Raw genomic sequence first — 12,635 nt, forward strand, 5'->3', positions numbered from 1 at the left:
GGGTGGGATATCCAAGGATGTTCCCGGTCGGCGTCTGCATGTACCACTGACTGGGCGGATTGCCGGGCAGGCTGTTCTCCAGGCAGATGACCGAGGTGGGCGGGCACGCGGCGGCGCGCCCCCGGGCGCCGGCCCGGAGGGCCCGCTTTCCGGCGCGCGCCCCGGGGCCTCTCCCATTGTCTCCGGAGAACCACTCGGTAAATGACTTCTGGTGCGTCGCGCGTTTTCCGGGTGGCTTCCGGATAAGGGGCGCGGAATCAGGAGTTTTCCGCGTTTCCCGCGCCGGCGTTACCGGAGGAAGGGCCGACGGCGTTGCGGGCGATGTCATCGAGGGAGTCGCCGAGGGCGCTGTCGAAGGAGTCGCCGCCGCCGACGACGGCGTCACCGAGGGTGTCACCAAGGGCGTTGCCGAGGGCGCTTCCGGGGACGATGAGGCGCTGCGCGTGATGTCAGGGGCGGGTGTCGGTGCCGGAGTGGCCCCCAACATGCTGATCATGGTTATCACGCCGCCCCCTAAAGCGGTCAGCGCGATCCGGAGCATCCGACGCGTCATCGGATTCAAACTCTGCCTGCCGTATGGCACCTACAACCTCCCCGATCGCACCCCTGGCGAATCGTCAGCCGGACGGCCGAAAGTCTGACGACGCGGGTGCCGGAATCAGGTCTTGGACGCACGTGTCCGGTGATGTTCTTGCCAGACCTTTATATGGGCTCTCGGCGGAATGGGAGCGCTCCTGCCGGTGCCGTAAAACGGTTTTCCCGCGATATGGGTGCGGCCGGGTTATATGTATGGAGTGGAGCGCGGAATATCCGAAAAAGGGTGGGCAGCATGGCTGCGGGGCCGCCGGATGTCCGGCGGCCCCGCATTCATCGATCGCGCACGACGGCCGGAGCGATCTTCTCCGGACCGTCCGCGGCTAGGTGATGTCGAACATGACGTCGACCCAGTAGTTGGCGGACTGGTAGGCGCTGGTGGGGAAGGAATTCGTCGCGCCGTACCGGTAGACGCCGTTGCCGCCCTCATCGCCGTTGGCGAGAGCGATGAGCGGGCCGTTGGCGTATTGCGTGCCGAAATAGGAGCTGTTCACCGAATAACGCCCGGATGAGGTGAAGTAGGAGGCGACGTAGGTGGTGCCGGCGCTGATCGCGACGGGAGTCGGGAAACTCACCTCCTGCCAGCCGGTGGCCGTCTCGTTGCTGAAGGTGGCGCTGGCGAGCGGGGCGCCGCCGCTGGTCCACAGGGCCCCGATGTGGGTGCCGGTGTTCTGGGGGCCCTTGTAGAAGCGGATGCCCCTGATGGTCCCGTCGACGGTCGAGCGGAACTTCACGCCGAGGGTGAGGGCGTTGGGGTCGGCGGCGGACAGGACGGCCGGGGTCGCCGAGCTGTCCCAGAGGCTGTTCGACGGCGTGAACACGACGTCGACCCAGTAGTTGCTGGACTGGTAGGCGCTGGTGGGGAAGGAATTCGTCGCGCCGTACCGGTAGACGCCGTTGCCGCCTTCGGCGCCGTTGGCGAGGGCGATGAGCGGATCGTTGGTGTATTGCGTGCCGAAATAGGGTCTGTTCACCGAGTAGTTGCCGGTCGGGGTGAAGTAGGAGGCGACGTAGGTGGTGTCGGCGCTGATCGCGACGGGTGCTGCGAAGTTCGCCTGTTGCCAGCCGGTGGCCGTCTCGTTGGTGAAGGTGGCGCTGGCGAGCGGGGTGCCGCCGCTGGTCCACAGGGTCCCGATGTGGGTGCCGGTGTTCTGGGGGCCCTTGTAGAAGCGGATGCCCCTGATGGTCCCGTCGACGGTCGAGCGGAACTTCACGCCGAGGGTGAGGGCGTTGGGGTCGGCGACAGTCGTGACGGCCGGGACCGTGGAGGGGGTCCAGAGGCCGGTCAGCACGGTCTGGATCAGTTCGGGTGAGGTGCTCGGGGCGAAATGGACGATGCCCTCACCGCTGGAGGTGTCGCCGCCGAGATAGACGGCGGTGATGGGGTGCTGACCCGGGTCGAGAGTGGAGATCGTGAGCGTCGCGGGGTCCGAGCTGTTGTGCAGGTCCGAGCCGATGACTGTCACGCCGTCCTTGAAGAGCACCTGGCCCTGCGGGACGAGCGAGCCGCTGACCGCGCTCACCGTCGCGGTGAAGGTGACCGGCTCTCCCGCCCGGGAGGGGTTGGCGGAGGAGGCCAGGGCCGTGGTGGTCGGCGGGTCGTTCGGCACGGTGATGCGGGTTCTCGGCGGGTCGGTGGGTCCCTGGATGGTGATCCCGCCGTTGACGGCGAACACGCGACCGGAGACGGCGGCGCCGGTGCTGACCGTCGCCGACGTCTGCGCCAGGAGGTTCCCCCGGAAGGTGCAGTAGGCCCCTAGCGCCGCGGTGCCGCTGACCTGCCAGAAGACGTTCTTCGCCTGGGCGCCGCCCGCGAGGTTGACGTTGCTGACGTTCGCGGTGGAGAAGGTGGACGCCTTGAAGATGAAGACCGCGTCCGGTTCGCCCTGGGCGTCGAGAGTGAGCGTGCCGGTTATTCCGAAGATGCCGTTGGCGGAGTTGTAGACGCCCGGGACCTTGGTCGTGCCGCCGAGCTCGGTCGCCACGGTGGTGACGGGGGTCCGTCCGGCGACGTCGTTGTAGGCGGCGACCAGGTCGGCCTTGGCGATCGCCGCCGCGGAGTCGCCCGCGTGCGTCGACCCGCTCACCGTGCCGGGTGGGAAGCCGGTCACAGAACTGCCCGGGCTCACGCCGAGGTCACCGGTGATCGCGGTGAGGTTCGTGCTGCTCACCGCGGTCCCGGCGAGGACCGCGTATGACGCGGCGTCGCCGAGGTCCACCGGGGCCTGGTCGGCCTCGGCGCACTGCGGCGTCGCGACGGTCACGCCCATCGACAGCAGGGCTGCCAGCACCGCTACGGGCCAGGTGCGGCCGGCGGTGCGCGGCAGGAGGCGGCGGCCTGCTTCACGTGCCGGCCGTGCCGGCGCGGTCGTGACGGCCGGCCGGCCGGGCGCGTGGAGAAGGGGTCTGGGCATCCGGAGTCTGGACATTGGACTCACCTTTTCAAGGGTCTCGCGGGGATCGGACGCCGGGCCTCACATGCAGCCGGTGCGCCAAGGATCGTCCTCGCGATTTCCGCTGCACATCTGCCCGGTTGGCGTATTTGTCATGAAAGGCGCATGAATTCCCGGCGGAAAGAGACGCCGGCCGGGTGCCGTAATGTCGGAGAAAGGCGTTACGGCATATGTGGACAGATAGGGCTTTAGGCGGAATGGCGGTGTTTATCCGATCGATCACGGGGGCCCCTGTTGAACGCGTGATGCGAAAACACTTTACCGCCGAATATCAGCTGCGACCAGCATCGGAATGCGTATTCACTATCCTCTGAGCGCATTCCTTTAATGTAGTAATATTTTATGATTTATGCCTCGCCAGGGCGTGCCTCGGCGCACGCCCGGGCCTCGATCGGCGAGGTCCGGGGCGAGGCTCGGTGGCGCCGGGGACCCCGCTAGCCGGACGGCGGGGTGATGACGGTGAACCCGTCGCAGTAGGTCTTCCCCCATGCGGGCCCGGGCGGAGGGGGTGGCGGGGTGATGACGCACTTGGTCTGGGAGAGGACGCCGCCGGAGGTCAGAACGGTGACCAGCAGGGTGCTGAGCGGGACGGCGGCCTCGGTCACCGAGACGCCGACCACGCCCGTGGGGTAGCCCGGCACGGATGCGAGGCTGTGCCACGCTCCCGGTGGAGCCGTCCGGGGGTCCCGGATCCAGGTGGTGCCGTCGGCGACATACGCGGTGAAGTCCGTGTCGAACGGCGGGAAGGTGAGCGAGATGAGCGTCGTGTCGGTGCTCGAAATCGATCCGGCCGTGCCCGCCGGCCCACGGGCGCCCTGTGGCCCGGTAGGCCCGGTAGGCCCGGTAGACCCGGCGGGTCCGGTAGGCCCGGCGGGTCCGCTCGCCCCGCGCGGCCCGGTTCTCCCGCGTGGGCCCCGGCATTTCGAGATGTGAAGATCCCAGCCGCAGAAGGCGGGCCGGCAGCACCGGTGCCCGCCGCAGAAGCCGGATCGGCAGCATCGGTGTCCCCGGTGGCAGTCCCGGTGTGCGCCAAGGGCCGCATCGGCCCCGCTCGGCGGGCGGGCGGCGGATCCGGCGGCCGGTCCGGCCGCCGCCGTATCCGGGAGCCCTAGAGTCCCGCAGGCCATGGTCAACGCGATCGCCCTGGTTAGCAGACGATGAAAAATCACTTATATCCCCCTGCGCCGAAAACCGGCTTTTCCGGTCACCGTCCTGTGAACGGTGCGATCGGGAGATACCCCTTCAGGGAAGCGGGGATTCCGGGATGGAGTTGCGATAGAGGCAAATATATGACACTGCAGAACAAAGGCCGTCCATTTGGTCCGGATCTTTCGTGACGTCTGTGCATTTGGCGATGATGCGATGCCACGGTCCCGTCCGGTCACCCTGAAATGGGGGGGTGAAAGGCGGGTCATGTCGAGGGGCGGTCCTATCTGCGGTTGAGCACCTGCTGGATCAGAACGGGAGATTCGCTCGGGGCGAAGTGAACCCACGCCTCGCCCACCGCGGTGCCGCCGTCCGCGTAGACGGCGGTGATCTCATGCACCCCTCTGGTCAGCTCCGAGGTCGTGAAGACGGCGCGGTCCGAGGTACCGATGATCACCGAGCCGATGATGACGGGGCCGTCCTTGAAGAGCACGAGATTGCTGGGGCGGACCCCGTCGACGTTCCCGTTCACGATGGCGGTGAAGGTGACCGGCTCCCCTCTCCGGGAGGGGTTCGGCGAGGAGGTCAGAGAAGTGCTGGTCGGCGGGTCCGCCGGCCAGGTGACGCGGGTGGCGGGCGGGGTGACGGTGCCCGCGATGGAGACCAGGCCGTCGAGCGCCATCGCGCGACCGTACATGGCCGTGCCCGTGGTCACGTCGACGGAGTTGAGCGCCAGGACGTTCCCCCGGAAGGTGGAGTATCTCCCCAGGTTGGCGTCGGTGGCGACCTGCCAGATGACATTGTTGGCCTGGGCCCCGTTCACGAGGTCGATGTTGCTGACCCGCGCCGTGTTCAGGGCGGTGGCCTGGAAGATGAAGGTCGCGTCCGGGTCTCCCACGGCGTCGAGGGTCAGCGTCCCGGACAGCCCGAACACGCCCCCGGGGGTGTCGTAGACGCCGGGCGGCAGGGTCGCCCCGCCGAGCTGCGCGGGCACGGTGGCGGTGGGGGTGCGGCCGGCGGCGTCATGGTAGGCGGCGGTCGCGTCGGCCATCACCCTCCTCGCTTCGGCGGTGTCCACCTCTATCTCCCCGCGCACCGCGCCGGGCGGGAAGCCGACGACGGCGCTGCCCGGACTTACGGCGAGATCGCCGGTGATCGTGGCGAGGTCGGTGTTGGTGACCCCGTCACTTGCCATCACCGTGCACTCCTCGGCCTCGCCGAGGTCCACCGGCGGCACCGCCGCGCTCGCGGTGCGCGGTGCGCTCGCGGTGCGCGGTGCGGTCGCGGTGCGCGGTGCGGTCGCGCCGAGGGGGGTGCTCGCACCGAGGGGAGCGGCCGTGCCGGGGGGAGCGGTCGCGCCCGGCAGGGAAGTGAAGGGGATGCTTGTGGCGACGACTATCGAGAGAGCCCCGGCGAATCGGAGAATGCGTGGGTAGCCGGTATTTATCATAGACATATCCTTATGTCCGCAATGAAGAATAATGCCACATGTTAATAATCGTCACCTTACTGGCGTGTTCGCGAATGCCCTGCGGAACGACACGCCCGTGCCGCCGCTGAATCGACGTTATGAAACGCCCGACTCATACAGTCGGGTCATATCTCATCTCGAAGTGACGGGGGTCCTGACATGAGAGAGAAGCTGGTCGTTGTCGGCCAGGGTTACGTGGGTCTGCCGCTGGCGATGCGGGCGGTCGACGCCGGGTTCGACGTCGTGGGGATCGACCTGGACGAGTGGCGGGTCAAGCGGCTCAACGCCGCCGAGTCCTATGTCGAAGACGTCGGCGACGACCTGCTGGCCGCGGCCCACCGTTCGGGGCGGTATCTGGCCAGCGGCGACTACGCCGACGCCGAGGGGTTCGACGTATGTGTGATAACGGTGCCGACGCCGCTCCGCGAGGGCGTCCCCGACCTCCGTCACATCGGCTCGGCCGGTAAGTCCATCGCCCCGCTGGTACGGCGGGGCGCGACGGTGATCCTGGAGTCCACCACCTATCCCGGGACCACCGAGGAGTATCTGCGGCCCCTGCTGGAGGAGGGCTCCGGGCTGCAGGCACCCGAGGACTTCTTCCTCGGCTACAGCCCGGAACGGATCGACCCGGGCAACCCCCGGTGGCGGCTGGACAACACGCCGAAGGTCGTGTCCGGGCTCGACGGGGCCTCCCTGGAGCGGATCGGGGCGTTCTACGGGCGGATCGTGCAGGAGGTCGTCCCCGTCTCCTCGCTGCAGGTGGCCGAGCTGTGCAAGCTCCTTGAGAACACCTTCAGGCATGTCAACATCGCCCTGGTGAACGAGCTGTCGATCTTCGCGCAGCAGCTCGGGATCGACGTCTGGGAGGCGATCGACGCCGCCTCCACCAAGCCGTTCGGCTACATGCGCTTCACCCCGGGGCCCGGGGTCGGCGGTCACTGCCTGCCGATCGACCCGTCCTACCTGTCCTGGAAGGTCAAGCGCAGCCTGGGGCACAACTTCCGGTTCGTGGAGCTGGCCAACGACATCAACGACCACATGCCCGACCACGTCGTGCACCGGCTGATCCTCGGGCTGAACCGGCGGTCCAAGTCGATCAAGGGGAGCCGGGTGCTCCTGCTGGGACTCGCCTACAAGAAGAACGCCGGCGACTGCCGCGAGTCGCCCGCCATCGAAGTGGCCAGAGCCCTGTGGAAGCTGGGCGCGGACGTGCGGGCCGCCGATCCGCACGTGGACGACTCCCTGCTGCCGCCGGGGATCGAGATCGTCAGGCCCACGGGCCGGGAGCTGGCCCTGGCCGACGCGGTCGTGATCCTCACCGACCACGACTGCTTCGACTACGAGCTGGTCGAGCAGATGGGCGCCTTCGTCTTCGACACGCGCAACCGCTGCCGGGGCCCCAACGTCGAGCGACTCTGAGCGGCCCGCCCGGCGTCCCGGGTGCCACGGGGCGCCGGACGCCGGGTGTCCCCGGGCGGGCGGGCCGGCGACACCCTGGTGCCACCGGCCGCTCCCCGTCCGCCGCCGATCGCCGGCGCGGCGGGTCCGGTGCGCGCGGCGGGGTACGGCGCGGCGCTGGGTGTACTGACCACAAGGGGTGAGTACGCCTAGCACGTTTGCGAAGACAGGACGCGGGCTGCGCCCTCGACGTCGATCTCGCCGGCCACGGAGAGGGCCAGGTGGGCGAAGGCGGGGGCCAGCCCGGCCAGCGCTTCGAGCGGGTCGCCGTCCGTCTCGTGCTCCTGGATCCGCAGGCTCTTGATCTTCAGGCTCTCCAGCCGGGGCAGGACCGGGGATCCGGCGAGAGCTTCGAGGACACCGAAGTCGCCGGTGTCGAACTCCGCGCGGCTCAGGTCGAGGTGCCGTAGGGCGGGGTAGCCGGCCGGGTCGAGCTCGTCGAGCTGCTCGAGCGGGCACTCGGTGCCGAAGACGTCCGAGCGGATCTCCAGGGCCAGCGTGACGACGCTGGGCGCCTTGCGTGGGAAGACCGCGCCGTCGGCGAGTACCGCGCCGCGCAGCCGCAGCTCGGTCAGCGAGGTCAGCGCGTCGCCGTCGATCTCGTCGAACAGCAGTCCGCCCTCGGCGGTCAGCTCCCGGAGCGCCGGCAGCGCCTCCCACAGGCCGGTGCGCGTGTCGTCGGTGAAGCCCTCGTGCAGCCGGCTCAGCGGGTCGATCGTCCCGCCGGACCAGGTGAGCTGCCAGGAGCGGTCGGCGCGCAGTCCGTCGAAGTCGATCACCACGGCATCGTAGGCGGCGGGCACGACACTTTCCGCCGTCCCGGCCCTTCCCGCCCACGGTCGTGAGCACGCCGATCGCGGCACGGAGCGCGCGGCGCGGCCCGTCGTCGTGCCACACGTGGTCCGTACTCCCGTAGCGGATCACCCGTCCGTCGCGCCCGGCCGGCTCCGTCAGGCCGGGTACCGCCGCAACCGCGCCCATCTCGGCGGGCAACGGCGCCACGCCGGAGCCGCCCGAGATCCGACGGACACGGCCTAAGGTCTCATGACGCGGTCGATCAGCTCCTCGACCTGGGTGTTGAGCTTGGCGCCGCGTGGCCAGCCCGCGTAGTGGGTGAGGAAGATGACGATCTCGCGGAGCTCGTCCGGGGTGAGCTCCCCGGTGCGCAGCGCCGCGTCGAGCTGGATCTCGATCATGTCGTCGGCGCCCTGTCCGACGAGGAGGCCGAGCAGGAGCAGCCGCCGGTCCCGCGTGCTCAGCCCGTCTCTGGACCACACTTCGGCGAACAGGTGCTCGACGGTCATGCCGAAGAAGTCGCCGGGGCCGTCACCGACGTGGTTGCGGCCGTAGACCCGCTTCATGATCTCCAATCCGCGGGCCCGGCGGTCAGGGGCGGCGTCGTCCGCGTGGTCGTTCATGGGGCACTCCCAGTCCGTCAGCCTGCCGATCCGGGGCTAGCGCGGTGAGGGGCGTCTCGGCCCCTCCATCCTTGGCCGGTTCCGCCGCCAGGGATAGCTCCTTCCCGCCAAGAGTCCTGACATATACCAATATGTCGTATCAAGATCGCCGGGCGTTACAGGTGCGGCCGCCCTCCGAAGGTCACACGGAGGGGGTTGCGCCAGCGTTGCGACCGTCGCCGTTCACCGCCCCGGCCGTTGCGGCCGCTCCAGGCGCAGGGGCGCCTCCGGCTCGACCTCCAGCAGGGTGACGTGCGCGCCGCGCGGCATGGAGATCACGGCCAGTACGGCCGCCGCCACGTCGCGGGGGTTGAGGAAATGGTCGTGCCTGGCCAGCCCGTACCTGACCCAGTCGTCCAGCACCGCCTGCAGGACCTCCACCGGCCAGGTGGAGCCCACCCCCGACAGGGTCGGCCCCGGCCGCAGGATCGACGCCCGGACCCCGGTGCCCTCCAGCTCCATCTGCATCGCCCGGGCCAGGCCCTCGACGCCGTTCTTGGCCGCGACGTAGGCGCCCATCCGGGGGCGCGGCAGCCGTACGACGTCGGAGCTGACGAACACGATGTCGCCGCGCCGCCTCGTCGCCATCGCGGGCGCCACCTTGGCCACGAACCGCTGGGTGCCGACCAGGTTGAGCTGGAGCTGCGCCTCGAAGTCGGGGGTGGCGGTCTCGTAGGCGTTCTCCGGCGTCACCTCGCCCGCGCACGTCACGACCACCTCGACCTCCCCCAACGCCCGCTCCGCCTCGGCGACGAAAAAGGAGACGGACTCGTCCGAGGTGACGTCCAGCGCCAGCGCCACCGCCTCCCCGCCGTCGGCGCGGATCTTCGCCGCCAGCTCCTCGCAGATCGCGGTCCGGCGCGCGCCCAGCGCCACCGGATACCCGGCCGCCGCCAGCCCGACGGCCACGGCCGAGCCGATCCCCGAGGAGGCCCCGGTCACCAGGACCGGCCGCCGCTCGGGGTGGTGCAGGGCTCCGGGCATGTGACCTCCGTGGTCGGCGGCCCCGGACGGCCCCGGTCCGGGCGCCGGCGACCGGTGGCCTCGCTGTCCGGTCCGCTCCGCCGAGCTCCTGGGCATGGACGGTCCCGTGGCCGGACGCCTGCCGCCTGGCCGGGCACCTGTCGGAAGCTAGTTCAGTGGCCGGTCCTTGCCTAGACCCAAATTCCGGACGGCCGGGCGGGAGCTCCGGACCCGCCGCCGGAAACCCCGCCACTCGTGAGAGCGCTCTCTTGAAGCTATTGACCGGACCGTCCTCACAGGGTCAAGATCTGCGCAATGCGGTCCGGCCAGGGCCGCCGCCACCGCCGCCGTGCCTCGAGAACGGACTGCCCATGATCGGACCCCTCGCGCGATCACGCGCCCGCCGGAGCGCCTTGGCGGCGCTGGTGAGCCTGACACTCCTGGTCGGAGGCGCTGTCGGCGCCCCGGGAGCGGGTGCCGAGACGGCGGGGGGAACCGCCGCCGCGGAGGGCGTGGGGGCTGCGGGGGGCGCCCGGCAGCCCGAGATCGGCAGACCGCCGCTGGACGCCCGCGGCTGCGCCCGCATCGACAGGAGCCTGCAAACGTTCTCCGAGTGGCCCAAGGTCAAGAGCCGGATCAAGCGCGACCCGGCTGGCGAGAAGCGGGTGGCGAAGATCCTCGCCGGCATGACGCTGGCCGAGAAGGTCGGCCAGATGACGCAGCCGGAGATCTCCGCGATCACCCCGGAGGAGGTCGGGCGGTACGGCATCGGTTCGGTGCTCAACGGCGGCGGCTCGTGGCCCGGCCGGGACAAGCACGCCTCGCCGCGGGCCTGGCTCGACCTCGCCGACGCCTACTGGGAGGCGTCCACCGGCACGCGCACGAAGATCCCGGTCATCTGGGGCATCGACGCCGTCCACGGCAACAACAACGTCCACGGCGCGACGGTCTTCCCCCACAACATCGGCCTGGGCGCCGCGCACGACCCGTGCCTCGTCCGCGACATCGGCTCGGCGACCGCCGCGCAGCTCCGCGCGACCGGCCAGGACTGGGCCTTCGCGCCCACGCTCGCCGTCGTCCGGGACGACCGGTGGGGCCGCACCTACGAGGGCTTCTCCGAAGACCCCCGCATCACCCGGGCCTACGGCTACGAGGTCGTCAACGGCCTGCAGGGCCGGCACCCGCGCGGCATCGGCGACAGGGGCGTCATCGCCACCGCCAAGCACTTCATCGGCGACGGCGGCACCCTCAAGGGAGTGGACCAGGGGGTGAACCCCTCCTCCGAGGCCGAGATGATCAACATTCACGGCCAGGGCTACTACGGCGCGCTCGCGGCCGGCGCCCAGACCGTGATGGCCTCCTTCAACAGCTGGACGAACACCGACCTCGGCATCGAGGAGGGCAAGCTGCACGGCAGTGAGCGCGTCCTCAACGGCATCCTCAAGCAGAAGATGGGCTTCGACGGCGTCGTCGTCTCCGACTGGAACGGCATCGGCCAGGTCGCCGGATGCACCAACGCGAGCTGCGCGCGGGCCGTCAACGCGGGTCTGGACGTCGTGATGGTGCCGAACGACTGGAAGGCGTTCATCGCCAACACGATCGCGCAGGTCGAAGCCGGCCAGATCCCGATGGCGCGCATCGACGACGCGGTCACGCGGATCCTGCGGGTGAAGCTGCGCGCGGGCGTCTTCAGCGCGCCCAGGCCGTCCGAGCGCGCCCTGGCCGGCTCGGCCGACGCCCTGGAGGCCAAGAGGCTCGCCCGCGAGGCTGTCCGCAGGTCGCAGGTCCTGCTCAAGAACAAGGGCGGGGTGCTGCCGCTGGCCGGCGGCTCCAAGGTGCTCGTGGTCGGCAAGAGCGCCGACAGCATGCAGAACCAGACCGGCGGCTGGACCCTCACCTGGCAGGGCACCGGCAACACCAACGCCGACTTCCCGGGCGGTACGACGATCCTCGGCGGCCTGCGGCAGGCGCTGGGCGAGGCGGACGTCACCTTCAGCGAGACGGCGGACGGCGTCGACCCCTCGGCCTACGACGCGGTCATCGCGGTGATCGGCGAGACGCCGTACGCCGAGGGGGTCGGCGACCTCGCGCGGCGGACGCTTGAGGCGGCCAAGCTCCACCCGGGTGACCTGGCCGTCCTGGACAAGGTCAGCGGCAAGGGCGCGCCGGTGGTCACCGTCTACGTCACCGGCCGCCCGCTCTGGGTCAACAAGGAGCTCAACCGCTCCGACGCCTTCGTCGTCGCCTGGCTGCCGGGCACCGAGGGCGGCGGCGTCGCGGACCTGCTCGTCCGGGGACCGCACAGGGGGGCCGGCTACACGGGCACCCTGCCGTACTCCTGGCCGAAGAGCGCCTGTCAGACGCCGCTCAACCGGGGCGAGGAGGGCTACGACCCGCTCTTCCCCCTCGGCTACGGCCTGCGCCACGGGCAGAGCGGATCCGTCGGGACCCTCGACGAGACCGCCCCTCCGGCCGGCTGCGGCCAGCCGGGCGGCGGCGGTGAGGCGAGCGAGGACCTGGAGATCTTCAACCGGATGGACGTCCCGCCCTACAAGGGCTTCATCGGCTCGGCCGACAACTGGGGCGGCACCGAGATCGGCGTCGACGGCGAGGCGGCGCACTCGGCGATCAACGTGGTGCAGTCCGACGTCAACGTGCAGCAGGACGGCCTCAAGGCGACCTGGAACGGCACCGGTCCGGCGCAGATCTACATGCAGGACCCGGCGGGCGGCCACGACCTGCGGGGCTACCTCAACGCCGACGGCGCCCTGGTCTTCGACACGGTCGTCCACCAGGCCCCGGCCGCCAGGACCGTGATCAGCGTGCACTGCGGTTATCCGTGCTTCTCCGAGGTGGCGGCGACCTCGCTGTTCCAGGGGCTCACGCCCGGGGTGAAGGCGACGGTCAAGATCCCGATCGCGTGCTTCGCGGCCACGGGCCTCGACCTGGAGGCGGTCAACACGCCGTTCCTCGTCTACACCGACGGCGCGTTCTCCGCCTCCTTCGCCAACGTGCGGTGGGTGCCGAAGGCGGCCAAGGACTCCGACGCCAGGAGCTGCGACAGCCTGACCTAGACGTCGCCGGTCAGGCGGG

The 12,635-nt window shown here is 70.1% G+C and carries 9 protein-coding genes; 3 read left to right on the forward strand and 6 right to left on the reverse strand.

Translation table 11 applies throughout. From position 1 onward, the window contains the following. The first annotated feature begins 176 nt into the window (after nt 1–176). Nucleotides 177–641: a hypothetical protein gene (locus ACZ6R6_RS16475; protein WP_470094091.1), complete on the forward strand. Its 465-nt coding sequence runs from the start codon at nt 177–179 to the stop codon at nt 639–641. A 276-nt stretch (nt 642–917) separates the two neighbouring features. Here the strand turns inward: ACZ6R6_RS16475 and ACZ6R6_RS16480 are convergent, their stop codons facing one another. The 3 genes from ACZ6R6_RS16480 to ACZ6R6_RS16490 form a co-directional block, all read right to left on the reverse strand. After that, nucleotides 918–3,023 (reverse strand): DUF4082 domain-containing protein, encoded by a 2,106-nt coding sequence (locus tag ACZ6R6_RS16480; RefSeq protein WP_470094093.1) that lies wholly within the window; start codon nt 3,021–3,023, stop codon nt 918–920. Nucleotides 3,024–3,481: 458 nt separating this feature from the next. After that, nucleotides 3,482–3,688, reverse strand: coding sequence for a hypothetical protein (locus tag ACZ6R6_RS16485; RefSeq protein ID WP_470094095.1), 207 nt, complete (start codon nt 3,686–3,688; stop codon nt 3,482–3,484). Between the two features lie 788 nt (nt 3,689–4,476). Further along, nucleotides 4,477–5,643, reverse strand: a complete 1,167-nt coding sequence (locus ACZ6R6_RS16490; protein ID WP_470094097.1) for an ice-binding family protein — start codon at nt 5,641–5,643, stop codon at nt 4,477–4,479. 180 nt (nt 5,644–5,823) lie between these two features. Here ACZ6R6_RS16490 and ACZ6R6_RS16495 point away from each other — a divergent pair, with 180 nt between their 5' ends. Next, a complete protein-coding gene (locus ACZ6R6_RS16495) occupies nt 5,824–7,083 on the forward strand; it encodes a nucleotide sugar dehydrogenase (protein ID WP_470094099.1) in 1,260 nt (419 codons plus the stop codon). Between the two features lie 188 nt (nt 7,084–7,271). Here ACZ6R6_RS16495 and ACZ6R6_RS16500 read toward each other — a convergent pair whose 3' ends face one another. From ACZ6R6_RS16500 to ACZ6R6_RS16510, 3 genes are all read right to left on the reverse strand, one after another. Then, the gene (locus ACZ6R6_RS16500; protein WP_470094101.1) at nt 7,272–7,901 is read right to left on the reverse strand and encodes a hypothetical protein; all 630 of its coding nucleotides are present in this window, start codon (nt 7,899–7,901) and stop codon (nt 7,272–7,274) included. A gap of 255 nt (nt 7,902–8,156) precedes the next feature. After that, nucleotides 8,157–8,540 (reverse strand): carboxymuconolactone decarboxylase family protein, encoded by a 384-nt coding sequence (locus tag ACZ6R6_RS16505; protein WP_470094103.1) that lies wholly within the window; start codon nt 8,538–8,540, stop codon nt 8,157–8,159. Nucleotides 8,541–8,762: 222 nt separating this feature from the next. After that, on the reverse strand, nt 8,763–9,563 hold the full coding sequence (locus ACZ6R6_RS16510; protein WP_470094105.1) for an SDR family oxidoreductase: 801 nt from the start codon (nt 9,561–9,563) through the stop codon (nt 8,763–8,765). Nucleotides 9,564–9,967: 404 nt separating this feature from the next. Between ACZ6R6_RS16510 and ACZ6R6_RS16515 the strand changes: the two genes are divergently transcribed. Then, nucleotides 9,968–12,616 carry a glycoside hydrolase family 3 N-terminal domain-containing protein gene (locus ACZ6R6_RS16515; RefSeq protein ID WP_470094107.1) on the forward strand — a complete coding sequence of 883 codons (2,649 nt, stop codon included), beginning with the start codon at nt 9,968–9,970 and terminating at the stop codon, nt 12,614–12,616. Nucleotides 12,617–12,635 lie beyond the last annotated feature (19 nt).

The organism is Streptosporangium sp. NPDC048886 (assembly GCF_055586905.1).

Coding starts and splice junctions, on each gene's coding strand:
- ACZ6R6_RS16480 (WP_470094093.1), bottom strand. CDS start 3,023: ATGTCCAGACTCCGGATGCCCAGACCCCTTCTCCACGCGCCCGGCCGG.
- ACZ6R6_RS16490 (WP_470094097.1), bottom strand. CDS start 5,643: ATGATAAATACCGGCTACCCACGCATTCTCCGATTCGCCGGGGCTCTC.
- ACZ6R6_RS16505 (WP_470094103.1), bottom strand. CDS start 8,540: ATGAACGACCACGCGGACGACGCCGCCCCTGACCGCCGGGCCCGCGGA.
- ACZ6R6_RS16495 (WP_470094099.1), top strand. CDS start 5,824: ATGAGAGAGAAGCTGGTCGTTGTCGGCCAGGGTTACGTGGGTCTGCCG.
- ACZ6R6_RS16510 (WP_470094105.1), bottom strand. CDS start 9,563: ATGCCCGGAGCCCTGCACCACCCCGAGCGGCGGCCGGTCCTGGTGACC.